The organism is Mycolicibacterium flavescens, assembly GCF_001722335.1.
Lineage (GTDB): Bacteria > Actinomycetota > Actinomycetes > Mycobacteriales > Mycobacteriaceae > Mycobacterium > Mycobacterium flavescens.
In genome coordinates, this window is sequence record NZ_MIHA01000002.1 from 51,831 (window position 1) to 75,640 (window position 23,810).

Below are 23,810 nucleotides of genomic sequence, written 5' to 3' on the forward strand. Positions count from 1 at the left end.
GAGGAAATGTGGTGTGGCGCACGCTATGGCCGGACGGCGACGTCGGAGAATGTAGATACCTCCACCGTTTCGCTGGCTACGTCGTCGCAAGCTCCATTGGCCGGTGCCGGGAGCCACCGGTGCAATGACGGCATGGATTCAGAAGTCAGAAAGCGCACCATCGTGGCCGCCGGCGAGGGACGCGCCGTCCACCTGCGAGCCGGCGAGCGGGTCAGCGTCGTCGACATCGAGGGCGGGCAGGTCGGTGACGTCTTCGCCTTCTCGGCCGACGACCTCGGCGAGTACGTCAGCGCCGCACACACCAGGACATCGATCGGCAGGCTCTTTCCCCGCATCGGGGAGGCGTTCATGACGAACCGGCGCCGGCCGATGCTCACACTGGTCGGCGACACCTCACCGGGCCACCACGACATGCTGATCGCGGCCTGCGACGCCGAACGGTACCGGTCGCTGGGCAACCCGGAGCACGCGTCGTGCGCGGAGAACCTGCACAACGCCCTCGGTCTACTCGGCCTGTCGGTCGACACGGTGCCCCAGCCGGTGAACGTGTTCATGCGGATCCCGGTGGCCCCGAACGGAGATCTGACCTGGTTGCCGGCCACCAGTGCGCCCGGCGACGCCGTCACGTTCGAAGTCGAGATCGACTGCGTGTTCGTGGTATCGGCGTGCCCGATGGATCTCAACGCCATCAACGGCGGGCGACCGACCGCCCTCGGCGTGAACGTCTCTGCGCCGCTGTCAGTGGAAATGGAGAAGTAGACATGAAAAGCGTTGCCACCCACCACCCCACGGTGTTCACCTCCGTCGAGCTGGGCGGACTTCGGCTCAGGAACCGGCTCGCGGTCGCGCCGATGACGCGGGTGTCGGCCGGTCCCGACGGCACCCCGACCGCCGAAATGGCCTCCTACTACGCCGACTTCGCGGTCGGCGGGTTCGGGTTGATCCTCACCGAGGGTGTCTACCCCGACGAAGCGCACAGCCAGGGCTACTTCAACCAGCCGGGCCTGGCGTCGTCAGCGCACGTGCGGGGCTGGCGCCCGGTCACCGAGGCGGTGCACGCGGCCGGCACCCCGATCCTGGCCCAACTCATGCACGCTGGAGCGCTGTCCCAGGGCAACGCGTACGGAATGCCCACGATCGCACCGTCTCCGGTACCTCCGCTCGGCGAGATGATGCCCGAGTACGGTGGGTCGGGCCGCTGGCCGGTACCGCATGAGATGACGGTCAGGGACATCAACCGGGTCGTCACCGGCTTCGTCGACGCGGCGGCGCGCGCCCGCACTGCCGGATTCGACGGTGTGGAGATCCACGCCGCCAACGGATACCTGCTCGACCAGTTCATCACGACCTACACCAACGAGCGCGACGACGACTACGGCGGCGCGGTGTCCAACCGGATCCGGTTGACCACCCGCATCGTCACCGGAATCCGGGAACGTCTCGGCGACGCCTTCGTCGTCGGTGTGCGGCTGTCGCAGACCAAGGTCAACGACACCACCTACCGGTGGCCCGGTGCGGCCGCCGAGGCCGAAGTGATCTTCGGCGCGCTGGCCCGCGCCGGCGCCCACTACCTCCACATCGCCAGCGAGGGAAGGGACTTCATCGACACCGCCCGCTTCCCCGACGGCCGCACGATCACCGCCGTAGCCCGCGAGACGACCGGGCTTCCGGTGATCGCCAACGGCGGTATGCACGATGCGCGCCAGGCCGCCGACGTGCTCGACGGCGGGCACGCCGACCTGGTGTCGATCGGGCGCGGCGCGCTCGCGAACTCCGACCTGCCGCAGCGCTGGCGCACCGGGACCTCGCTGACACCCTTCGATCACGCCATGCTGTCCCCGATGGCGACGATTGCGAATGCCCGGTCCTGGCGTGCGGCCCATCGTGCAGACTGACGCCATGGCCTCCCCGTGGCACGGTGGCGCCGCCGCCGTCGCGACCATCACGTTCGACGTCGACGCCGAGACACCGATTCTGGCGCACAGCCGCCGCTACGCCGACCATCCGATGACGATGTCGCACCAGTCGTTCGGCCCCGACGTCGGGGTGCCGCGGATCCTCGACATGCTCGACGAGACCGGCATCCCGGCGACGTTCTTCGTGCCCGGTTGGGTGGCCGAGCACCGGCCGGGGCTGGCCGCCTCCATCGTCGAGCGCGGGCACGAGGTGGCCCACCATTCCTACAGTCACCGCCCGGCCGCTTCGATGACTCCGGCCCAGGAGCGGGCCGACTTCGTCAGGGCCCTGGAGGTTTTCGCCAACCAGGGGATCGACATCGCGGGGCACCGCGCGGCGATGTGGGACGCGAGCTGGCGGACCCCGGCCCTGATCGCCGAGCACGGCCTCACCTACGACTCCTCGCTGATGGGCGATGACCGGCCGTACCGGATCAGCACCGACTCCGGGCCCATCGTCGAACTGCCCGTGCACTGGTCGCTCGACGACTGGGAGCAGTACGCGTATCTGCCCGAACCGAACATCGGCACGGTGATCGAATCGCCGGTCAAGGTGGCCGAGATGTGGCGGGCCGAACTCGACGCGATGCGCCGGTACCGGTGTCTGTTCAACCTCTGTCTGCACCCGTTCTTGTCCGGGCGGCCGAGCCGGCTGCTGGCGCTGCGGGGGCTGATCGAATTCGCCCTGGACCGTGGCGACATCCGGTTCATGCGGTGCCGCGACGTGGCGGCCGCGGTCGCCGCGGACCCGGGAATGGCGCCGCGCGCGATCTCCCCACCGCGGGTCGATCCCGACGTGTACCCGGACTAGCCTGCGAGCGCGTCGGCTTCCAGCGCCAGGAACAGGTCCACCCGGTCTTCGAGGCGGGCCAGGTCGCGGCCGGTCAGTTCGTTGATCCGGGCGACGCGGTTGCGCAGCGTGTTGACGTGGATGTAGAGCGCGGCGGCCGTGGTCGACCAGTGGCTGTCGTTGCCGAGGAATGTGCGCAGCGTCAACTCCAGTTCGGTGCCGTTGCGGCCGTCGTGCAGACGCAACGGTGAAAGGATGTCGTCGGCGAACCGGCGTAGCACGTCGCGGTCGTGCAGGCCGAGCAGCATCCGGTGGGTGCCCACATCGGTGAACGTGGCGATCTGACGACCGCGCCCGCGTCGGCGCAGCACACGGCACGCCTCTCGGGACCGGATCAGCGGCTCGCGGAGGCCGGCGCAGTCCGCGGCCAATTCGCCGACACCGACGACGACGCGGTCGCCCGGATACGCCCGTTCGAGGGCCCCGACGAGCTGCTCGGCGAGGCCGACCAGTTCCGACGAGGTGTCGTTCCACGGGAAGACCAGAACGGTGTCCTGGCTGCCCGCGACCGTGACGACGGGTATCGACCGCGCGCTGAAGAACTGCTCGACGGCGTCGGTGGACCCGGCCGGCCGGATCGGTTGTTCCCCGACGATCAACGTCAACACCGCCATCGGGCCCCGCGGGTCGATACCGAAGGCGCGCAACCGTTCCGGCACTTCGCTCGCCCGTGCCGTACCGGACAGGATCATCTCCAGCAGCTCGCTGGAGAACCGCGCCTCGATCGCTTGCAGCGCCTGCTGTTTGGTGACCTCCAGGCTCAGGAAGCGGGCCGCCTGGTCGAGTGCCTCGCGCTCGATCGGCTCCAACGCCTTCAGCGGACGCAGGCAGAACAGTCCCGCATCGATGTCGCCGACCGCGCCTTCGACCAGAAACAGTGACGCCGAACCGATTCCGGGCAGATCGACCTCCAGCGGGGGCGGCCTGCGGGTGAGGGCGTCCGCGCAGACACGCAGCGCGTCGTCGCCGGCGACGGTGCCGGCCAACCGCCGGGCCAGGCGGTCCACCACCAGCAGCGGGAGATCGTGATCCCGGCGCAGCACGTCGATGACGCCCGCGGCGCCGGCACCGCGCGATATCGACGACGCCAACGCGTTGCCGCGTCGCACCAACCCGACCAGCGCGTCCTGGCGGGCCCGTTCCTGAATTCTCGCCGCGGCCTGAGTGATCGCCGTGAACGGCACCGCGATCGACAACTCCGCCAACGGCATGTCCACCCGCGCACACGCATCGACGAGATCCTCTGGTACCGAGGGCGTCTCGACAGTGAGACCGAAGATGAGGCCCGCCGCGCGGGCCCGGACCAGCGCCGCGACGAACGCCTCGGCGGTGACACTGGACCGCCACAGCCCGTTGGTGAGCACGAGTTCGGTTTCGCGGATGTAGGGCGACGGGTCGGGTAGTTCGGTGTTGTGCAGCCACAGCACCTCGCGGTCGACGGCGTCCGGCGCCCCGACGACCAGCAGGGTCAACTCGAGGGAGCCATCGACGAGCAGGGCCGACATGTTCAGCATGGCTGTACCTACATCCAGTCGGTTCGTCCAATGATGGACGTTTATACACTCCCCGGAGGATTTGCGGCGGTGCTTCCATGACGGATGTCACTCGTGGTGAGGAGATCCCATGGCTACCAGCCCACACACGTCGGCCGCCGCCGCACCCACACCGGGTAGCCCAGCGGGGGCCGTGCCGTTCGACGCGCACGGGATCGAGGCCATCCCCGACACCAGTCGGGACTGCTCACCGCGTGAGCTGTTCTGGATCTGGGCGGGCGCCAACATCGCGCCGATCAACTGGGTGCTCGGCGCACTGGGCATCACGCTCGGGCTCAGCCTGGCCGAGACCCTCGTCGTCGTGGTGCTGGGCAACATGATCGGCTGCACCGTCTTCGGTGTGTTCAACGTCATCGGTCACCGCACCGCCGTCAACCAAATGGTGCTCGGCAGAGCGCCTTTCGGGCTCAAAGGGGCCATCATTCCGGGGCTGGTGCAGTTCCTGCTGACCATGGGCTGGGTCGGTGTCAACACCTGGGTGGTGCTCGACCTCGTGCTCGGCATTCTCGCCGAGTTCGGTGTCGCCGGAAGTCTGTGGACCGAGTTCGCGGTGGCCGGCTTCATCATGGCCGTGCAACTGGGCCTGGCGCTGTACGGCTTCTACGCCATCCGCAGCTTCGAGAAGTACACGGTGCCCGCCACCGCGCTGGTGATGGCGGTGATGACGATTCTCGCGCTGCTGACCACGGAGGTGAGCTGGCAGTCGGGTAGCGCCGTCGAACCCGGCGACAAGCTGACCGCGGTGACCCAGCTGCTGACCGCGATCGGGATCGGCTGGGGGCTGACCTGGATCCCGTACGCGTCGGACTACAGCCGCTTCGTGCGGCCCACCGCCTCCACGCGAGCGGTGTTCTGGTCATCGACGCTGGGCATGTACCTGCCCACGGTCTGGCTGGCCGCACTGGGGGCCTGTCTGGCCAGCGCGGGGCGGGGCAGTGACCCGTCGACGCTTGTCGTGAGCACCTTCGGCGTCATGGCGGTCCCGGTGCTGCTGCTGCTCATCCACGGGCCGATCGCGACCAACATCCTGAACCTGTACTCGTGCTCGCTGGCCGCGCTGTCTATCGGGGTGCGCACCACGCGGTGGAAGCTCACCCTGGCCGCCGGCGGGGTGGCGTCCGCGGTGCTGGCGGTATTCGTGCAGGCCGACAGCTTCGCGCACGCCTTCGACCACTGGATGGTCTCGATCCTGGTCTGGATCAGCCCGTGGGCCGCCATCATGCTCGTCGACTACTTCGCGGTGCGCCGGGGCTCGCTGGACATTTCGCAGCTGTACGCCGCGGTCAGCAGCTCCGCGTTCGGCCGGTTCAATGCCGCCGGACTGGTCAGCCTCGCGCTCGGCGTGGTGGCGGGTTGGTCGTGGCAGTACGGTCTGGTTCCCGCGATGCAGGGCCCGCTGGCGTCGGCGCTGGGCGGCACGGACCTGTCGTGGCTGTCCGGCAGCCTGGTCGCCGGCGGCCTCTACTACCTGCTGCGCTCGCGAGCAGACGCAAAGTGACCCAAAAACCGGCGTGTCGGGGGCACTTTGCGTCTGCTCGCCGAAGGAAGTGACCCTACGATCACGCGGTGGCTGATCGCTATGGCTCCGATGTCCTCGCCGGCAACAACCGACGCAAACCCCGCTCCACCGAACAGCCGGTGGAGATCGGGATGGTGGTCGAGGACGCCCAGACCGGATACGTCGGCGCGGTGGTGCGCGTCGAGTACGGCCGGATGGAACTCGAGGACCGCCACGGCCGGCGTAAACCGTTCCCGGTCGGGCCCGGCTACCTGATCGACGGCAAACCGGTCATCCTGACCGCGCCGAAACGCAGCGCGCCGACCAAGACCCGCACCGCGTCGGGTTCGGTCGCGGTCCAGGGCGCACGCGCGAAGGTGGCGCTGGCCAGCCGCATCTACGTCGAGGGCCGCCACGACGCCGAACTCGTCGAGCAGGTGTGGGGTGAGGACCTGCGGATCGAGGGTGTCGTCGTCGAGTACCTCGGCGGCGTCGACGATCTGAGTGCGATCGTCGCCGACTTCCGTCCCGGCCCGGGCCGGCGGCTCGGCGTGCTCGTCGACCATCTGGTCACCGGATCGAAGGAAGCCCGCATCGCCGACGCGGTTCGCCGCGGCCCGGGCGGCGAGCACACGCTGGTCGTCGGGCATCCGTTCATCGACATCTGGCAGGCCGTCAAACCAGAGCGGCTGGGCATCGCGTCATGGCCGGTGATCCCCAAGGGCGTGGACTGGAAGAAGGGCGTGTGCCGCGAACTGGGCTGGCCCGCAAGCGAACAAGCCGACATCGCCAGGGCGTGGCAGCGGATCAGGGCACGGGTGCGGGACTGGAACGACCTGGAACCCGCCCTGATCGGCCGGGTCGAGGAGCTGATCGACTTCGTGACCGCGCCCGGCGACTGATCACGGTCGGCCGTGGTAAGCAGAACACGTGTCCGACGGTCTGTTCGACGTTCCCGGTGAGGCCCCCGCCACCGCGACGGGTCCCGTCGGTGCGTCGGCGCCGCTGGCGGTGCGCATGCGCCCCGCGCACCTCGACGAGGTCGTCGGGCAGGATCATCTGCTGCAGCCGGGCTCGCCGCTGCGCCGGCTGGCCGAGGGCTCAGGTGCGGCGTCGGTCATCCTCTACGGCCCGCCCGGCACCGGCAAGACCACGCTGGCATCGCTGATCTCGCAGGCGACCGGCCGCCGCTTCGAGGCGCTGTCCGCGCTGTCGGCCGGGGTCAAGGAGGTGCGCGCGGTCATCGACGTCGCGCGCCGCGCCGCCGCGCACGGTGAGCAGACCGTGCTGTTCATCGACGAGGTGCACCGGTTCTCCAAGACCCAGCAGGACGCGCTGCTGTCCGCCGTCGAGAACCGGATCGTGCTGCTGGTCGCGGCCACCACCGAGAACCCGTCGTTCTCTGTGGTCGCGCCGCTGCTGTCGCGGTCGTTGATCCTGCAGTTGCAGCCGCTGACCGCCGACGCGATCCGGACGCTGGTGCGCCGCGCGATCGACGACCGGCGCGGCCTCGCGGGCGCGGTGAAGGTCGACGACGACGCCGTGGAACTGATCGTGCAACTGGCCGCCGGTGATGCCCGTCGGGCACTGACCGCGCTGGAGGTCGCCTCCGAGGCCACCGAGCACGTCACCGTCGAGATCATCGAACAGTCGCTGGACAAGGCCGCGGTCCGCTACGACCGCGACGGCGATCAGCACTACGACGTGATCAGCGCGTTCATCAAATCGGTGCGCGGCTCCGACGTCGACGCCGCGTTGCACTACCTGGCGCGGATGCTGGTCGCGGGGGAGGACCCGCGCTTCGTCGCCCGTCGACTGATGATCTTGGCCAGCGAGGACATCGGGATGGCCGACCCGACGGCGCTGCAGACCGCTGTCGCGGCCGCCCAGACGGTCCAGTTGATCGGCATGCCCGAGGCGCAGCTGACCCTGGCCCACGCCACCGTGCACCTGGCGACCGCGCCGAAGTCCAACGCCGTGACGACCGCCCTGGGCGCGGCGATGGCCGATATCCGCGCCGGCAAGGCCGGTCTGGTCCCGCCGCACCTGCGCGACGGGCACTACTCCGGGGCCGAGAAGCTCGGCAACGCCGTCGGCTACAAGTACAGCCACGACCATCCCGACGGTGTTGTGGCGCAACAGTATCCGCCCGACGAGCTGGTCGGCGTCGACTACTACCGGCCGACCGGGCGCGGAACCGAGCGCGAGATCGGCACGCGCCTGGAGAAACTGCGCGCCATCATCCGCCGCAAGCGCTGAGATCCACTCTTGACCCGCCGGGAACCCGCGTTCTATCGTTTAATCAACCAATTGGTTTATCAAAGGAGATATTGATTACTGGGGTCGACGACGCCGCTCTGGACCGTGCGTTTCTGGCGCTGGCCGACCCCGTGCGGCGTGCGATCGTGGCACGACTGTCGCGAGGCCCGGCCACGGTCAACGAGTTGGCCGAACCGTTCGACATCACCAAACAGGCGGTGTCCAAACACATTCAGGTCCTCGAGCAGGCGGGTCTGGTCACCAGGACCCGGGATGCGCAGCGGCGGCCCGTGCACCTGGACGCCGCCGCGCTCGAACGGCTGACCGCGTGGATCGACCGCTACCGACTCGACGCCGAACGCAACTACCGCCGACTGGACACCGTGTTGGCGGAGCTGAACACCGAGAAAGGAACCGACGAATGACCAACGCACTCAACCTGACCGCCCCCGTCGACACCCTGGCGATGGAGTTCACCCGCGAGTTCGACGCGCCGGTCGAGGCGCTGTTCCGGGCGCACGCCGACCCGGAAGTCGTCAAACAGTGGCTCGGGCCGCGCGGTCTGGCGATGACGATCGACGAATGGGAGTTCCGCTCCCACGGCGGCTACCGCTACGTGCACTCCGACGAGAGTGGGGAGTACCGCTTCAACGGCACCTTCCACACGGTGCGCGACAACGAGTTCATCCTGCAGACCTTCGAATTCGACGGCGCACCGGACATGGTGAACCTGGAGTACCTGTGGTTCGAGGACCTCGGCGGCGGCCGCAGCCGACTGCGCGGTCGATCGATCTGTCCGAACACCGACGCGCGCGACGCGCTGCTGTCGTCGGGAATGGAGGGCGGCATGACCGAGGGCTACGAGAAGCTCGACGAGTTGCTCGCCCGGCGCTGAGCCCGCAGGGGGCGACCCCGGCCGCCGAGGGGAGGGGCCGGGATCGCCGGACTCCGGTTACCGCAGAACGCCGCGCCGGGTGCCGGTCACGCCGGTGCGCCGACGCCCCATCAGGGAGGCGACCAGCGCCACGCCGATGGCCGCGACGACGACCTGCACCAAAAGTTCGAGCCAGTCGATGCCGCCGGTCGCGGTCGGGATGCCGATCGCGCGGGCGATCGCGGTGCCGATGAGCGCCGACACGATGCCGACAAGGATGGTCACCAACATGCCGATGGGTTGCCTGCCGGGTAACACCAGGCGGCCGAGCACGCCGACCACGATGCCGATCAGGATTGCGGTGATAATGCCGGTGATGGTCATCTGTCCTCCAAGCTGTCGGGATGGCGGTGAAATACCCCGACCCCCTCGTCAATAAACGGGTGCGTCAAATGACGGCACGCCTCGTAGGCTCGGACAGGTGGACTCCGACGTGCTCACCATCGACACCGGCCAACGGCGCATCATCGACCTGACCGACGCCGTGCGCTCGTTCTGCGGTCCCCGCGGCGACGGCCTGTGCAGCGTGTTCGTGCCGCACGCCACCGCCGGTGTGGCGATCATCGAGACCGGTGCCGGTTCCGACGACGACCTGGTCGACACCCTCGAGAACCTGCTCCCGCGCGACGGCCGGTACCGCCACGCGCACGGCTCACCGGGACACGGCGCCGACCATGTGCTGCCCGCCCTGGTGTCACCGTCGGTGACGGTGCCGGTGCAGAACGGCGAACCACTGCTGGGCACCTGGCAGAGCGTCGTGCTCGTCGACCTCAACCGGGACAACCCGCAGCGCAATGTGCGGTTGAGCTTCATCACGGGGTGACGCGGGCACTGCGGCCCGCGCCCGTTCGTTGGCTTTCCGGTGCGACAACCGCGACCGGTACTGTAGTGCGGTCGAATAGTCGCAGGTACCGGCGAACGCAAGGATGAATCGAACGTGCAGACACACGAGATCAGGAAGCGCTTCCTCGATCACTTCGTGAAAGCGGGCCACACCGAGGTGCCGAGCGCCTCGGTCATACTCGACGACCCCAATCTGCTGTTCGTCAACGCGGGCATGGTGCAGTTCGTGCCGTACTTCCTCGGTCAGCAGACCCCGCCGTGGAACCGGGCGGTCAGCGTGCAGAAGTGCATCCGCACCCCCGACATCGACGAGGTCGGCATCACCACCCGGCACAACACGTTCTTCCAGATGGCCGGCAACTTCTCGTTCGGCGACTACTTCAAGAAGGGCGCGATCGAGTTCGCCTGGACCCTGCTGACCAACCCGGTCGACGCGGGGGGCTACGGGTTCGACCCGGAGCGGCTGTGGGCGACGGTGTATCTCGACGACGACGAGGCGATCACGCTGTGGCAGGAGGTCGCCGGGCTGCCGGCCGAGCGGATCCAGCGGCGCGGGATGGCCGACAACTACTGGTCGATGGGTATTCCCGGACCGTGCGGCCCGTCGTCGGAGATCTACTACGACCGCGGCCCCGAGTACGGCGTCGAGGGTGGCCCCGAGGCCAACGAGGACCGGTACATCGAGATCTGGAACCTCGTGTTCATGCAGAACGAGCGCGGCGAGGGCACCTCCAAGGAGGACTTCGAGATCCTCGGTCCGCTGCCGCGCAAGAACATCGACACCGGTATGGGCGTCGAGCGGGTGGCCTGCCTGCTGCAGGGCGTCGACAACGTCTACGAGACCGACCTGGTGCGCCCGGTCATCGACCTGGTCGCCGGGATCGCGCCGCGCGGGTACGGGCAGGGCAGCCACACCGACGACGTGCGCTACCGCATCATCGCCGACCACAGCCGCACCTCGGCGATCATCATCGGCGACGGAGTGAGCCCCGGCAACGAGGGCCGCGGCTACGTGCTGCGCCGACTGCTGCGCCGGATCATCCGCGCCGCCAAACTGCTCGGTGTCGAACAACCGATCATGGCCGAACTGATGACCACCGTGCGCGACGCCATGGGGCCGTCCTACCCCGAACTGGTCACCGACTTCGACCGCATCCAGCGCATCGCGGTGGCCGAGGAGACCGCGTTCAACCGCACGCTGGCCTCGGGTTCGCGGTTGTTCGACGAAGCCGCCGGGGCGACGAAGGCCAAGGGGGCGACGGTGCTCTCGGGCTCCGACGCGTTCACGCTGCACGACACCTACGGCTTTCCGATCGAACTCACCCTGGAGATGGCGGCCGAGCACGGCCTGACCGTCGACGAGGAAGGCTTCCGCGGCCTGATGGCCGAGCAGCGGGCGCGTGCCAAGGCCGACGCCGCCGCGCGCAAGCAGGCGCACTCGGACCTGTCCGCGTACCGCGACCTGGTCGACGCGGGTCCCACCGAGTTCACCGGTTTCGACGAGCTGTCCTCCGAGGCAAGGATTCTCGGGATCTTCGTCGACGGTGAACGGGTGCCGGTGGTCTCCCATGACAGCGGCGGGCCGGCACCCGACCGCGTCGAGTTGATCCTCGACCGCACCCCCTTCTACGCCGAGTCCGGCGGCCAGATCGCCGACGAGGGTGCGATCTCCGGCGCGGGTACCTCCAGCGCCGCCAAGGCCGCGGTGACCGACGTGCAGAAAATCGCCAAGACGCTGTGGGCGCACCGCGTGCGCGTCGAATCCGGCGAGTTCGTCGAAGGTGACACCGTCGTCGCCGCGGTCGATCCGCGCTGGCGGCACGGCGCCACCCAGGGGCACTCGGGAACCCACATGGTGCACGCCGCACTGCGAGAGGTGCTGGGGCCCAACGCTGTCCAGGCCGGCTCCCTGAACCGGCCCGGCTATCTGAGGTTCGACTTCAACTGGCAGGGGGCTCTGTCGGAGGACCAGCGCAGCCAGATCGAAGAGGTCACCAACCAGGCCGTCGAAGCCGACTACGAGGTCAACACGTTCACCACGCAGCTGGAGAAGGCCAAGGCGATGGGCGCCATGGCGCTGTTCGGTGAGCAGTACCCCGACCAGGTCCGCGTGGTCGAGATCGGCGGCCCGTTCTCAATCGAGCTGTGCGGCGGCACCCACGTGCACAACTCCGCGCAGATCGGGCCGGTGACGATCCTCGGCGAGTCCTCGGTCGGTTCGGGGGTGCGCCGCGTGGAGGCCTACGTCGGTCTGGACTCGTTCCGCCACCTGGCCAAGGAACGGGCGCTGATGGCCGGGCTGGCGTCGACGTTGAAGGTGCCCTCCGAGGAGGTGCCGGCCCGGGTGGCCAACCTCGTCGAACGGCTGCGGTCCGCCGAGAAGGAACTGGACCGGCTCCGGCTGGCGAACGCGCGCGCCGCGGCGGTGAATGCCGTGGCCGGAGCGGAACTTGTCGGTAAAGTCCGACTGGTGGCGCAGCGGATGGCCGGCGGGATGTCGGCTGGGGACCTGCGCACGCTCGTCGGCGACATCCGCGGCAAACTCGGCAGCGATCCGGCCGTGGTGGCGTTGATCGCCGAGGGCGACGAGGACAGCGTGCCGTTCGTGGTGGCCGTCAACGCGGCCGCGCAGGACCTCGGGTTGCGCGCCAACGATCTGGTCAAGACGCTGGGCGCGGCGGTCAACGGCCGCGGCGGCGGAAAGGCCGATCTGGCGCAGGGTTCCGGCAAGGGGGCGGCGGGGATCGACGCGGCACTGGCCGCGCTCCGCGCAGAGATCGACCGGAGCTGACCGAGTGGTCCACACCGACGACCGCCTGCCGGATCGGCCGGGGAGTTCACTGAACCCACCCGATCCGGGCCGGGGCCGTCGGGTCGGCATCGACGTCGGCACCGTGCGCATCGGCGTGGCCGCCAGCGATCCCGACGCGATCCTGGCCACCCCCGTGGAGACCGTGCGCCGCGAGCGCACCGGTCGGCACCTGCGCCGACTCACCACCCTGATCAAAGACCTCGACGCGGTCGAGGTCGTGGTCGGGTTGCCGCGCACGCTCGCCGACCGCTCCGGGTCCTCGGCCCAGGACGCCGTCGCGCTGGCCGACGCGCTGGCCGGGCGGATCGCGCCCACGCCGGTGCGGTTGGCCGACGAACGGCTCACCACCGTGGTGGCGCAGCGCTCGCTGCGCGAGGCCGGTGTGCGGGCCAGGGGCCAACGGTCGGTCATCGACCAGGCCGCCGCGGTCGGCATCCTGCAGAACTGGTTGGACCAACGGCGCGCCGCCGCGCGCTCGCAAGAACCGAGCGATCACGACGCCGTGCATGGAGAGGTCACAGATGACTAACCACTGGAGCCGGGAGCGCGCCGAACCCGTGGCGGTCGGTCCGCCGCGGCGCCGGATGACCCGCGCCGACCGCATCCGCGAGGCGCGCGGTCGCCGCAAACGCCGGCTGGCGGCCGGGTTCGCGGTCGCGATGCTGATCGTGGTGGTCGTGGTCGCGGTGTTCCTCGGCTCCAAGCTGTGGCATTCGCTGTTCGGCAGCAACGACTTCAGCGGCGAAGGCCTCAACGACGTGGTCATCCAGGTGCACGACGGCGACTCCACCACCGCGATCGGCAGGACGCTGCAGGAGAACAAGGTCGTCGCGACCGCCAGCGCGTTCGTCGACGCCGCCGAGGGCAACACCGCGATCTCCGAGATCCAACCCGGCTTCTACAAGGTGCGCACCGAGATCTCTGCCGCCAATGCCGTTGAGCGCCTGGCTGATCCGCAGAACAGGGTCGGCAAGCTCACCATCCCCGAGGGCCGGCAACTCGACGACGTCCGCGACGTCAAGACCAACGCGGTCACCGACGGGATCCTGTCGTTGATCTCGAAGGCGACATGCGTGGACCTCGACGGTGAGCGCAACTGCGTGCCCGTGGAGGCGCTGATGGAGGTCGCCTCCACCGCGACGCCGGAGGCTTTGCAGGTGCCGCAGTGGGCGAACGGTCCGGTCGTCGCGATGGGCGACGACCACCGTCGCCTCGAGGGGCTGATCGCCGCGGGCACCTGGAACATCGATCCCTCGGCGCAGGCTCAGGACATCCTGTCGAGGTTGATCTCGGCCAGCGCGTCGCAGTACGCCCAGGGCGGGCTGCTCGACACCGCGGCCGCGATGAACATGTCGCCCTACGAGATCCTGACCGTCGGCTCGCTGGTACAGCGCGAATCCACGCCGGAGGACTTCGCCAAGGTGGCCCGGGTGATTTACAACCGGCTGGCCGAGAACCGCACCCTGGAGTTCGACTCGACGGTCAACTATCCGCTGGACCGGATCGAGGTGGCCACCACCGACGCCGACCGGGCGCAGAGCAACCCGTGGAACACCTATGTGCGCCCGGGGCTTCCGGCCACCCCGATCTGCTCACCGAGCCAGCCCGCGCTGGCCGCGGCCGAACAGCCGGCACCGGGGGACTGGCTGTACTTCGTCACCGTCGACATGCAGGGCACGACGTTGTTCACCCGCGACTACGAGCAGCATCTGGCGAACATCGAGGTGGCCCGGCGCAACGGTGTCCTCGATTCGGCGCGATGAGCCGCAAGGCGGCCGTTCTGGGCAAGCCGATCGCGCATTCGCGGTCCCCGCAGCTGCATCTCGCGGCGTACTCGGCGCTCGGGCTGACCGACTGGACCTATGAGCGCATCGAATGCTCGGCCGAACAGCTGCCCGACCTGGTAGCCGGACTAGGACCGGAATGGGTCGGACTGTCGGTCACCATGCCCGGCAAGTTCGCCGCGCTCGAGGTCGCCGACGAATGCTCGGCGCGTGCGGAGCTGGTCGGCTCGGCGAACACCCTGGTGCGCACCGCCTCCGGCTGGCGCGCAGACAACACCGATATCGACGGGGTGAGCGGCGCACTCGGCGATGTGTCCGCCCGGCACGGTCTGGTCATCGGGTCGGGCGGCACGGCGCCCGCGGCGATCGTCGCGCTGGCCGAACGCGGCGTGCAGCGGATCACGGTCACCGCGCGCAACCCGGACAAGGCCGCGCCTCTGGTCGATCTCGCGACGCGGCTCGGTACCGAGGCCCGATGGGTGGCGCTGGGAACGCCGACGACCGACGTCGACGTCGCCGTGAGCACCGTCCCCGCCGACGTGGCCGCGCAGTACGCCGACTCCGTGTCGGTCCCGGTCCTGCTCGACGCGATCTACGATCCCTGGCCGACGCCGTTGGCCGCGGCGGTGCAGAACGCGGGCGGGCGGGTGATCAGCGGTCTGCAGATGCTGCTGCACCAGGCCTTCGCGCAGGTCGAACTCTTCACCGGAATGCCCGCGCCGAAAGAGGCGATGGCAGCGGCACTGCGGTGACGGCCCGATTTGAATCGGATGGCCCCGTCCGCCGTTAGTAGAGGTGTGAACTCAACGTGCAGGACCGCTCTGTCGGTGACCGCGGCTGTGACCCTCTCCGCGGCACTTCCCATCGCACCGCCGGCTGCCCACGCCTCGACACCGCAGTATCTGGGTCAGTGGCAGGCGCCGCGCGGCGCGGTGTTCGACAACACCGTGATCGGCGGCCTGTCGGGGATCAGCTACGACCCGGAGCGCGACGTGTACTACACGATCAGCGACAACAAGGCCGAGCGCGGGGAGGTCCGCTTCTACCGTGTGGCGCTGGGCATCTCTGAGCGCGGTGTCGACAGCGGCCACTTTCTCAGCACGCAGCCTCTGCTTGACGTGGCCGGAAACCCGTTCAGTTCCAACGACATCGAGGCGCGTCCACCGGTGCTGGCGCCCGACGCCGAGGCGATCGCGTTCGACCGTGCCCGCGGCCAGCTGTACTGGGCGTCCGAAGGGTTCGTCAGCGACGGTCCCGCCGCGGTGTTGCAGCCCTGGATCAGGATCGCCAGCCTCGACGGCAGGTACCGAGGGGAATTCGTCCTGCCGCCGACGTTCGCCCTGACAGCCGAGGAGACCAGCGGTCCGCGCCCCAACGGCGTTCTCGAGGGATTGTCTCTGACGCCCGACGGTCGCTACCTGTTCGCGGCCATGGAGTACCCGCTGTACCAGGACGGCCCCGTCGCGGATGAGGGAGCAGGCGCGCAGATCCGCATCACCAAGTTCGACGTCGAAACGAAAACCGCTGTCGCGCAGTATGTCTATCAGGTGGAGCGCGGGGCGCCGCGAACACGGCAGAACGGTGTGTCCGACATTCTGGCGCTCTCGGACAGCTCGCTGCTCGTCATCGAACGCGCAGCCAATCTTCCCGATGCCGTCGCGGTCACGCTCCACCGCGCCGACGTCGGCCTGGCCACCGACGTGCTGGGGATGTCCTCGTTGGGCGCGGTCACGCCGATGGTGAAGTCACCGGCCGTCGACCTCACCGCCGTCGTCTCCCCGCTCGACAACATCGAAGGAATCACCCTGGGTCCGGTGCTGCCCGACGGCCGACAGACCGTGGTGCTGGTCAGCGACGACAACTTCCAGCCCTTCGAAGTGACCCAGTTCCTGGCGTTCGCGCTGTGACCGGCAGGAAGTTCGCGGGCGGGCCGTACGGGAACCGGGTCCAGGAGTCGGCGCGCGAGTGGCAGTCACTTCAACTCGCCGTGTTGGGCTTTGTCGGCCTGTGCGGTGTTCTCAGCGGCGACGTTTCGGGCCGCACCCGTCCGAACTGGTTGCAGGAGGCCGGCGCGATGGCGGCGTTCGCCGGCTTCGCGATGGCCGTCGCGGCAATCCTTCTGGTCGCAACCGTCGCGCACCCCGTGATCACGCAGCCCCGGACCAGTGCCGCGGCCATCTCGCGACTTCGGGTGGGGATCGCTCTCACGTTCGCCGCAGCCGCGCTGACTGCGGTGGCCGCGTTGACCTGGTGGTGGCCGCAACCGGGCAGCCCGGCGCCGAGTGCACCCAGGATCGAGGTGACGACATCGCAAGGTTCTGTGTGCGGGTCCCCGGTGCCCGGTCGCAGCGATGCGGTCGCTCTGGAAGCCGACGGTGAGCAGATCGTCATTCCGCTGCGACGGTTACTCGCCCTCGACGTGGTCGAGAGCTGTTGAGCAACTACTCGGCCAGCGCAACGACGCGGATCTCGGTGAGCTGTTTGACATAGCGGGTGCCGCTGGCGTCGTCGGGCATGACCAGCGTCGGCCGGTCCAGCAGCGTTCCGTCTTCGGCCCACGCCACCATCGCGGGCCGGTGTGCGATGGTGGAGGACACGTCACCGTATGACAGAGCCGCGGTGTATCCGTCGGCGCCGACTGCGAGGATGCCGAGAGTCAAAAACGGGTGCTTGTCGGCCGGCCGCCCGATGGGTCGTGCGTCGGCGAGCATGGGTTCCAGCGGGCATGCCTGGTACACATGGCTTCGCGGGCCCGCAGGCGTCTCGAACCCGACGGTATGTGTCCCGCACGTCGGATGTGCCAGGTAGTCGGCGGTGAAGGTTCGCGGCGTCGTGACCGCGCCCGAGACGGTGACAGCGCCGCTGCTGTCGGCATCTGCGGTGCCCGCTTGACCAGACAGGATCACCGCAACCGCCAGCGCGCCGATGCTGCTTGTCGAGATCATCGGTGCCTCAGTTCCTAGAGACGGTGCATCTCTCGGGCCATGCACGCGTCCTGCAAGAACGCCTCGGTGCGGCGCGGTATGTGACCGGAGGGCATGCGCCAAGTCGGCACCCGGCGCAGAGTTCGCAGCGCGGCGGCTAACACACTGTGTCGCAACGGAAAAGCGCTCGTCGCCATGGCGGGCCTTCCTATCCATCGGAGTTCGTCACTGTCTACGACGACGCGTGTCGTGCTGGCGTTCGCCGATGTGTTCGCAATCACCCGTCGTGATCGCCGAGTTCTACGCCAGGGTCGCCCGTGGGCGATTTTCACTGCCATCGCGTGGAAATCGGCGAGCCGAATTGGTGCGTGATCGGGTAGTCGACAACGCTTAGCCTTCGAGGGTGGGGGTGGGACTCGTCGCCGGTGCCGTCGTCTGGCTGACGGCGCTCAGCGTCTCCGATATCCGGCATCGGCGGCTGCCGAATGGGCTGACGCTGACCGGTGCCGTGGTGATCCCGGCCGTCGCGGCGTTGCACGGCAGGGGTCTGCCCGCACTGGCCGGGGCGGCCGCACTTTTTGCCGTCTACCTCACGGTGCACCTGATCGCGCCGGCGGCGCTCGGAGCCGGTGATGTGAAACTGGCGCTGGGCACCGGCGCGCTGACCGGCGCGTTCGGAATCGACGTCTGGCTGCTCGCTGCGTTCGGGGCGTCGCTCCTGTCCGCTGCCTGGGCTCTTCTACTCGTGGTCACGTACACGAAAGGCGCGGTGCCGCATGGTGTATCGATGTGCCTGGCCACTGCGCTGACGGCGGGCTCGGCGCTGATCTAAGCGGGTGAGGACGGCGGCGCGGACTGCCCGGACTCCGGACGGTAACGGTCCGCCGACGCGGGTGCCTGTCCGACGCTGGGCAGTCCCGAGGGCCGTGCAGCGGCCGGTCCTGCGGATTGAGAATCCGACACCGTCGGTGCGGCACGGCCGAGGTCGGCGTAGTCCGCGTACCCGGCATACTGGGCGTCGGTCGACGCTTGCGCAGCGCCGTGGCCCTGACCGTAACCGCTGCGCGGCATCTGCTCGGTGCCGGCCTGTGCATGCTGGTCGTAATAGCTGCGGACGGCCTTGTTGTAGTAGTCGACATACGCCTCATAGCCCGCGGGTGCGGCCTGCTCGTCACCGGCGTCGCCGACCAGCAGAGCGGCCGTCGCCGCCACGGTCTGCAGCGCACCCAGCGCCACGAGCACCACCGCGACCCATCCCGGATCATCACCGCCGAGCACACTCCACAACCCGTCGAGAAATCCCAGGCCCGCCAGCACCGCAACCGCCACTGCGAGGCGGCCGACGCTCGACAACAGACCGAACACGGCCATCAGCGCGGCGGCCGCGGCGAACCGGACCGACCACAGCGCCGCCTCACCCGGGTCGGCAAAGCCGACGCCGTAGGCGAACAGTCCCAGCACCGCGACGATGACGAGCATCATCTGCGCGCGCGGCTTGCCCGACGGCTGTCGGGTCGAAGGTGCGTAATTGTCAGGCGAATAGGCCACGATCAGTTCCTCTCAGTCGAAGCTGTCGGCGGACGCCCTGAGGTAGCGCATCTCCTCATCGGTGGCCACCATCGTCACGATCGCGGCGCCGGATCGGGTGCTGACCTTGACGGTGTCGTGCTCCATCGAGATGAGTTCGAGGGCGACATCGGCGTCGGGTGAGGCCGGGGTGCCCGGCGGCACCACCACGATGCACGTCACGCCGGCGCGCACCGACTGCTCGCTCACACCGTCGAAGACCTCCACGTTGTAGTTGCGCTCCGAGCCGGCCTGCATGGCGCCCCGGTTGAAATCGGGGACCCACAAGAGATCCTGGCGCGCAATCACCTCGACCATGTCGCGCCATTGCTGGGCGCGGCGGCTGTGCACCAACACCCGGGCCCCCAGCGCCAGCGCACGCAGAACCGCCTGCTGAGCGAGGTGCAGGGTTCCGCAGATCTCCACTCGGCTGATCTGCGGGCCGAACACCGGAAGTGCGACAGCCCGACCCTGCTCGTCGGCTCCGATCACCTGTCCGCAACCCGACGCCGGCACCGCCAACCCGCGCAATTCGAGGTCGGGCCGCCCGTAGTTCCAGTGTCCGATCTGGCGTGCCGGCGGCGGTACCGGAAGGGTGCTCGCCAGCGCCGAGAACTGCAGGCCCCGAAGCGGTATCAGACCGGGCAGCGCTGCGGGAACGGTCCGGTCACCGTCGAAGCGCGCCAACCCCCGCACCCGGATCAGGCCCTCGGTGTCGTGTTCGCGCAGCGACAGGCACAGTGTGGTGGAGTAGCTGGGGACCGTCCAGAGCAGCCCGAGCCCCTCGGTGGTCAGCAGTTCGGGTGCGATGGCGAAGCTGCACAACCGGAACTGACCGTCGCGGCAGTCTTCCCACGTCTCCTCGACGGTCGACGGATTGACGCCGTCGGCGAGTTGGTTGGCCGCGGCCGCGATTCCGCTCGCGGTCAGGATCCGGGGCCGCAGTCCCGCCTCGATGAGCCGGTTGGCGACGCGTCTGGTGGCGGTGGTGGCGGTGCGGATCACACCCTCGCGTCCGCCGCCCCTGCGGCGGACCGCGTCCGGGCAGCGCGACGGGTCGAAGCGCAGCGCGATCCAGACGGTGCGGTTCGCGATGGCGGGCAAGGGCCCCAGCACGGCGTCATAGACCGCCGCGATTGCGGTGTGGCCGTGGGAGCGCGCGCCGTGGCTGATGATGTCGATCGCGTCGAGTTTGATGTCGAACTGCTCAAGGCACTCGACGAGCGTGCCGACGCGGACCATTTCGCCGGACACCGTCACCCCGGGCTCCATCACGGTCAGCGCCTGGGGGTTGGCGTCGATGCGGATCACTGACAGCAAAGTGGTGCCGTCCCAGCGGAATCCGATCTGCTCACCGTCGGCTGCGGTGACGTCGAACGGTTCGGCGTCACCGTGCCGGCTCGGCCGGCGGCGCCGGTCCATCGCATAGCCGCAGCGCAGCGCAATCGAGCGCGCCGCGTTGGTGCCACGGACCGGTGCGACGAACGCCGCCGACACGACAAGGCCGACCACTGCGCCCTGCCACCCGGGCCGCCCCATGAGACTCGCCGAAACCACCCCGACAGCAACCACAATCTGCACTGCGACCAGGTCGACGAGCGGAAGCAGCCGGTGCGAGCCGACATCGACCGACGACCTTAGCTGCGGGCCCCGTGCGGACACTGGGTGAACGCCCTCTGACGGGCGACGTCGGTGCTCACCCCGCGTCGAGATTCTGTTCGCTGTTAAGGCCAAGTGCCGCACCGCGTTTCGAAAGACGTGCTATACCCTACGTATGCCAGCGCAAGTTACCACGCGCGCGCAGGTCAACGGCTACCGATTTTTGATTCGGCGACTCGAGCACGCTCTGATCCGGGGTGACTCGAGGATGATCCACGACCCGATGCGTGGCCAGATGAGGGCGTTGATCGTGGGCGTGGTGATCGCCGTGTTGATCACCGGCGCGTGCGGCGTGCTGGCTTTCTTCAAGCCGGCGCCAAGTGTCGGGGATGCGCAGATCCTGTTGAGCAAGTCCAGCGGTGCGGTGTTCGTCAGGATCGGGGACCGGGTGCATCCGGTGCTGAACCTGGCCTCGGCGCGGTTGATCGTCGGTGCGAACGAAAGCCCCGAGGAGGTGGACGACAAGTTCCTCAACCCGTTGCCGCGGGGCGCGATGGTGGGCATCGTCGGGGCGCCGACGAGTATTCGCGGCGCCGACAACACCGCGATGTCGTCGTGGACGGTGTGCGACACCTTGCAGGCCCCCGGCGTCACCGAGACCACCGGCACCGTCAGCCTGCACACCGCGGTGCTGGCCAGTGATCCGGTGCTGGACGGTGACGTGCGCGCCGCCGATCCGGGAGAGGCGGTGCTCACCGAGGCCGGCGGTGTCAGCTATCTCATCTACGACGGCGTCCGTGCACCGGTGGACTTGTCGGATCCCGTTGTGGTCAACGGCCTTCACCTGCAGGGGGCGACGGCCCGACCGATGTCACCAGGGCTGCTCAACACCTTCCCGCTCGTCGAACCGATCACCCCGGTGACGATCGACGGGTTGGGGGAGCCCAGCACCGCGCTGGGGCCTGACCACCCTGTCGGGTCCATGGTGCGGGCGGTCGACTCTCGCGGCGAGCAACTCTATGTCGTGCTGCGCGACGGCCTTCAGCCCGTGTCCGCGGCCACCGCCGACATCATCCGCTACGGCAATCCGACCACCGCAGGCGACGCCCGTGACATCGCCGCGGCCGCGCTCGCCAGTACGCCGATCGTGCACCGGCTCGGCGTCGACCACTACCCATCGGAGCCGCCGCGCATCGTCGGACCGGACACCGACAGCGTCGTGTGCATGGGATGGCAGCGCTCGAACACCGCCGCCGAGGCCACCGCGAAACTCCTGTTCGGCCATCGTCTTCCGACGCCAATCGATGCACAACCGGTGCGGTTGGCGTCGACCGACGGCAGCGGACCCGCCGTCGACCTCGTGTATCTGGTCCCGGGTCACGGCGAATACGTGCGGGCGACCGGGACGCTGCCGGACAGCGATTCGGCCGGGCCGCTGTTCTACATTTCCGACACCGGATTGCGCCATCACATCAAGGACCCGCCCACCGCCGAGTCGCTCGGCGTCACCGGCGTACGGCTACCTGACGGGCGGACCAACGCGCCGCAGAGCGCGCCGTGGTCGGTGTTGTCGCTGCTACCCGCCGGGCCCGCGCTGTCGCAGGAGGCCGCGCTCGTCGCACACGACGGCATGGCCGCCGACCCGGACGGCGTCCCGGTTCAGCTTCCCGACTGAGCTCAGATTCGCAGCTCACGGAAAAACGCGTACAGCCGGATGATCCACATGCACAACGGAAACATCAGGCCGATCGCAATGTACTCGATGATCTCCACCCAGCGGCGCGCCACCGGCGAGAATTCCCGCGCCGGCGCCACCAGTCCGAAGGTCGCGACCATCAGCATCAGCATCAGCAACGCGATCACGGATTTTATTTGCCAGTCCTCCACCAGCACAGCAGTTTTGACGATGACGGCAATTGCGGAAGTCAGACCGGCTCCGATCAGCACCGCCGACTGCACCAGGTCGTGGTGCCGGCGCCCGCGCAGGCTCAGCACCGTTGCCACGACGAGAGCGAAAACGGTTCCCTGCCAGAAGAACCCGTCGCTGCCGTCGGCGGCAAGGTAGCTGCCCACTACGGCCGCGACCGCGGCGGCGACCAGTATGCCGGTCAGATACTCGTTGGCGCGGCGGACCCGCCGGATGAGGTCCTGTTCGGTCGGGATGATTTGCTTACCGACGGCGTTCACGCCTTCGACCGTGGTACCGCCCTGGGTCTCGATGTCATCGAGTGGTTCGCCCGCGGTCGGCACTCGAGGAAGCGGCAGCTTCGACAGCGCGATCGTGACGCGGGGGGCCAGATACACCGCGATCACCGCCGCCGTCGCCATGATGGCTCCGACGGTGCGCGGCGGTGGCTGTGTCAGCAGCATCGCGGTCGAGGCCACCCCGCCGAAGGTGCACGCAGCGATCACTGCGGTGTGCAGCGCGCGTCCTGACCGCGAGATCAGTAACACAACAAGTGATCCCAACGCAGTCAGGGCAAATGCCATCGGCAATGACGTGGTGCCGAATCCCCCTGGGACGACATACAACGCGCCGCCGAACACCAGCGGTAAAACGGTCGCGGCGACCCACGCCGAGCGCGCGGGACCGGCGGCGCGGGTCCCGAGCAGACAGGCGAACGCGATGCCCAGCACCCCGAGTCCGAGAATCGAAGCCGGCACGACAGGACGCTCCGCCCACCGCGGCACCAGCGCGGCGACGGTGATCGTCGCCGCCACGGCGATGCCGAAGGCGGTGAGCGTAGCGCCCTCGCGTCGAATCCAACTCCACACGGCGGATCCACCGCCGGCGCCCTCGGCGTCCACGTCGTCGAACAGAAGCTGGCTGAGGGGTTGCCCGGCTCGGCAAATCACCAAAAGCTCACCGTCGTACACGCCGGCCTCTGACAGCGAACGGCGCGGTTCGATCGGCGCACCGCCGAGGCGGGCCAGCGTCCATTGATTGTCGGGATCGTCAAAATGCCGGTCATCGGCTGGATTTCGGAGCGCCACCTGCGCGTTGGCGATGTCGACGACGTCGCCGATGTACTCGGCGATGCTCACGTCCGGCGGTAGGCCGACGTCGAGTTTCAGGCTTCCGACCACCAGGGTCAGCCTGCTCAGATCGGGTTCGGATTCGGAATCGGGATCCAGGTCCGATAGTGACGGCGGTAAGGTCAAACGCGGTCAGCCTCCTGCGAATTGGGTTCTATCGTCGCAGACGATAGCCCCCGCGGAGTCCGAAACGTCGG

23 protein-coding genes are annotated in these 23,810 nt (G+C 68.7%); 17 read left to right on the forward strand and 6 right to left on the reverse strand.

Annotated features, from left to right (window positions below):
• Positions 1 to 132 precede the first annotated feature (132 nt).
• The 3 genes from BHQ18_RS02765 to BHQ18_RS02775 are packed head-to-tail and all read left to right on the forward strand — an operon-like array spanning position 133 to position 2,766.
• Complete coding sequence (locus tag BHQ18_RS02765) at positions 133 to 759, forward strand: DUF1989 domain-containing protein (RefSeq protein ID WP_069412058.1); 627 nt, start codon at positions 133 to 135, stop codon at positions 757 to 759.
• Between the two features lie 2 nt (positions 760 to 761).
• Entirely contained in the window at positions 762 to 1,895 is a 1,134-nt protein-coding gene (locus tag BHQ18_RS02770; protein WP_069412059.1) for an oxidoreductase, read from the forward strand.
• 4 nt (positions 1,896 to 1,899) lie between these two features.
• Positions 1,900 to 2,766: a polysaccharide deacetylase family protein gene (locus BHQ18_RS02775; protein WP_069412338.1), complete on the forward strand. Its 867-nt coding sequence runs from the start codon at positions 1,900 to 1,902 to the stop codon at positions 2,764 to 2,766.
• Here the strand turns inward: BHQ18_RS02775 and BHQ18_RS02780 are convergent.
• Positions 2,763 to 4,319, reverse strand: a complete 1,557-nt coding sequence (locus tag BHQ18_RS02780) for a helix-turn-helix domain-containing protein (protein ID WP_069412060.1) — start codon at positions 4,317 to 4,319, stop codon at positions 2,763 to 2,765. The genes BHQ18_RS02775 and BHQ18_RS02780 overlap by 4 nt on opposite strands.
• A 109-nt stretch (positions 4,320 to 4,428) precedes the next feature.
• Between BHQ18_RS02780 and BHQ18_RS02785 the strand changes: the two genes are divergently transcribed.
• The 5 genes from BHQ18_RS02785 to BHQ18_RS02805 all read left to right on the forward strand — a co-directional run bounded on the left by BHQ18_RS02785 (position 4,429) and on the right by BHQ18_RS02805 (position 9,010).
• Positions 4,429 to 5,856 carry a cytosine permease gene (locus BHQ18_RS02785; RefSeq protein ID WP_084293855.1) on the forward strand — a complete coding sequence of 476 codons (1,428 nt, stop codon included), beginning with the start codon at positions 4,429 to 4,431 and terminating at the stop codon, positions 5,854 to 5,856.
• Positions 5,857 to 5,924: 68 nt separating this feature from the next.
• On the forward strand, positions 5,925 to 6,758 hold the full coding sequence (locus BHQ18_RS02790; protein ID WP_069412062.1) for a DUF3097 domain-containing protein: 834 nt from the start codon (positions 5,925 to 5,927) through the stop codon (positions 6,756 to 6,758).
• 28 nt (positions 6,759 to 6,786) lie between these two features.
• Positions 6,787 to 8,115 (forward strand): replication-associated recombination protein A, encoded by a 1,329-nt coding sequence (locus BHQ18_RS02795; protein ID WP_069412063.1) that lies wholly within the window; start codon positions 6,787 to 6,789, stop codon positions 8,113 to 8,115.
• A 71-nt stretch (positions 8,116 to 8,186) separates the two neighbouring features.
• A complete protein-coding gene (locus BHQ18_RS02800) occupies positions 8,187 to 8,540 on the forward strand; it encodes an ArsR/SmtB family transcription factor (RefSeq protein ID WP_069412064.1) in 354 nt (117 codons plus the stop codon).
• On the forward strand, positions 8,537 to 9,010 hold the full coding sequence (locus BHQ18_RS02805; protein ID WP_069412065.1) for an SRPBCC family protein: 474 nt from the start codon (positions 8,537 to 8,539) through the stop codon (positions 9,008 to 9,010). The genes BHQ18_RS02800 and BHQ18_RS02805 overlap by 4 nt, the downstream gene beginning before the upstream one ends.
• A gap of 57 nt (positions 9,011 to 9,067) precedes the next feature.
• Here the strand turns inward: BHQ18_RS02805 and BHQ18_RS02810 are convergent, their stop codons facing one another.
• Positions 9,068 to 9,373, reverse strand: coding sequence for a GlsB/YeaQ/YmgE family stress response membrane protein (locus BHQ18_RS02810; protein WP_069412066.1), 306 nt, complete (start codon positions 9,371 to 9,373; stop codon positions 9,068 to 9,070).
• A 97-nt stretch (positions 9,374 to 9,470) separates the two neighbouring features.
• Between BHQ18_RS02810 and BHQ18_RS02815 the strand changes: the two genes are divergently transcribed.
• The 7 genes from BHQ18_RS02815 to BHQ18_RS02845 all read left to right on the forward strand — a co-directional run bounded on the left by BHQ18_RS02815 (position 9,471) and on the right by BHQ18_RS02845 (position 16,925).
• The gene (locus BHQ18_RS02815; RefSeq protein ID WP_069412067.1) at positions 9,471 to 9,872 is read left to right on the forward strand and encodes a secondary thiamine-phosphate synthase enzyme YjbQ; all 402 of its coding nucleotides are present in this window, start codon (positions 9,471 to 9,473) and stop codon (positions 9,870 to 9,872) included.
• 114 nt (positions 9,873 to 9,986) lie between these two features.
• Positions 9,987 to 12,683 carry an alanine--tRNA ligase gene (gene alaS / locus BHQ18_RS02820; RefSeq protein WP_069412068.1) on the forward strand — a complete coding sequence of 899 codons (2,697 nt, stop codon included), beginning with the start codon at positions 9,987 to 9,989 and terminating at the stop codon, positions 12,681 to 12,683.
• Positions 12,684 to 12,687: 4 nt separating this feature from the next.
• Positions 12,688 to 13,233: a Holliday junction resolvase RuvX gene (ruvX, locus tag BHQ18_RS02825; RefSeq protein WP_069412069.1), complete on the forward strand. Its 546-nt coding sequence runs from the start codon at positions 12,688 to 12,690 to the stop codon at positions 13,231 to 13,233.
• The gene (locus tag BHQ18_RS02830; RefSeq protein ID WP_069412070.1) at positions 13,226 to 14,467 is read left to right on the forward strand and encodes an endolytic transglycosylase MltG; all 1,242 of its coding nucleotides are present in this window, start codon (positions 13,226 to 13,228) and stop codon (positions 14,465 to 14,467) included. The genes ruvX and BHQ18_RS02830 overlap by 8 nt, the downstream gene beginning before the upstream one ends.
• On the forward strand, positions 14,464 to 15,240 hold the full coding sequence (locus BHQ18_RS02835; protein WP_069412071.1) for a shikimate dehydrogenase: 777 nt from the start codon (positions 14,464 to 14,466) through the stop codon (positions 15,238 to 15,240). The genes BHQ18_RS02830 and BHQ18_RS02835 overlap by 4 nt, the downstream gene beginning before the upstream one ends.
• Before the next feature lie 75 nt (positions 15,241 to 15,315).
• The gene (locus BHQ18_RS02840; RefSeq protein WP_234794056.1) at positions 15,316 to 16,395 is read left to right on the forward strand and encodes an esterase-like activity of phytase family protein; all 1,080 of its coding nucleotides are present in this window, start codon (positions 15,316 to 15,318) and stop codon (positions 16,393 to 16,395) included.
• On the forward strand, positions 16,392 to 16,925 hold the full coding sequence (locus tag BHQ18_RS02845; RefSeq protein ID WP_069412073.1) for a hypothetical protein: 534 nt from the start codon (positions 16,392 to 16,394) through the stop codon (positions 16,923 to 16,925). Before BHQ18_RS02840 ends, BHQ18_RS02845 begins: the two co-directional genes overlap by 4 nt.
• A 4-nt stretch (positions 16,926 to 16,929) precedes the next feature.
• Here BHQ18_RS02845 and BHQ18_RS02850 read toward each other — a convergent pair whose 3' ends face one another.
• Positions 16,930 to 17,433 carry a molybdopterin-binding protein gene (locus tag BHQ18_RS02850; protein WP_069412074.1) on the reverse strand — a complete coding sequence of 168 codons (504 nt, stop codon included), beginning with the start codon at positions 17,431 to 17,433 and terminating at the stop codon, positions 16,930 to 16,932.
• 388 nt (positions 17,434 to 17,821) lie between these two features.
• Here BHQ18_RS02850 and BHQ18_RS02855 point away from each other — a divergent pair, with 388 nt between their 5' ends.
• A complete protein-coding gene (locus BHQ18_RS02855) occupies positions 17,822 to 18,244 on the forward strand; it encodes a prepilin peptidase (protein WP_069412075.1) in 423 nt (140 codons plus the stop codon).
• Here the strand turns inward: BHQ18_RS02855 and BHQ18_RS02860 are convergent.
• Positions 18,241 to 18,960 (reverse strand): DUF5336 domain-containing protein, encoded by a 720-nt coding sequence (locus BHQ18_RS02860; protein WP_131815645.1) that lies wholly within the window; start codon positions 18,958 to 18,960, stop codon positions 18,241 to 18,243. The two genes, BHQ18_RS02855 and BHQ18_RS02860, sit on opposite strands and share 4 nt — an antisense overlap.
• Positions 18,961 to 18,972: 12 nt before the next feature.
• Positions 18,973 to 20,721: a type VII secretion protein EccE gene (eccE, locus tag BHQ18_RS02865; RefSeq protein ID WP_411550513.1), complete on the reverse strand. Its 1,749-nt coding sequence runs from the start codon at positions 20,719 to 20,721 to the stop codon at positions 18,973 to 18,975.
• Between the two features lie 31 nt (positions 20,722 to 20,752).
• On the opposite strand from eccE, the gene eccB reads away from it, so the two are divergent.
• Positions 20,753 to 22,252, forward strand: coding sequence for a type VII secretion protein EccB (gene eccB, locus BHQ18_RS02870; RefSeq protein WP_069412078.1), 1,500 nt, complete (start codon positions 20,753 to 20,755; stop codon positions 22,250 to 22,252).
• Positions 22,253 to 22,254: 2 nt separating this feature from the next.
• Here eccB and eccD read toward each other — a convergent pair whose 3' ends face one another.
• Positions 22,255 to 23,739, reverse strand: a complete 1,485-nt coding sequence (eccD, locus tag BHQ18_RS02875; protein WP_069412079.1) for a type VII secretion integral membrane protein EccD — start codon at positions 23,737 to 23,739, stop codon at positions 22,255 to 22,257.
• Between the last annotated feature and the right edge of the window lie 71 nt (positions 23,740 to 23,810).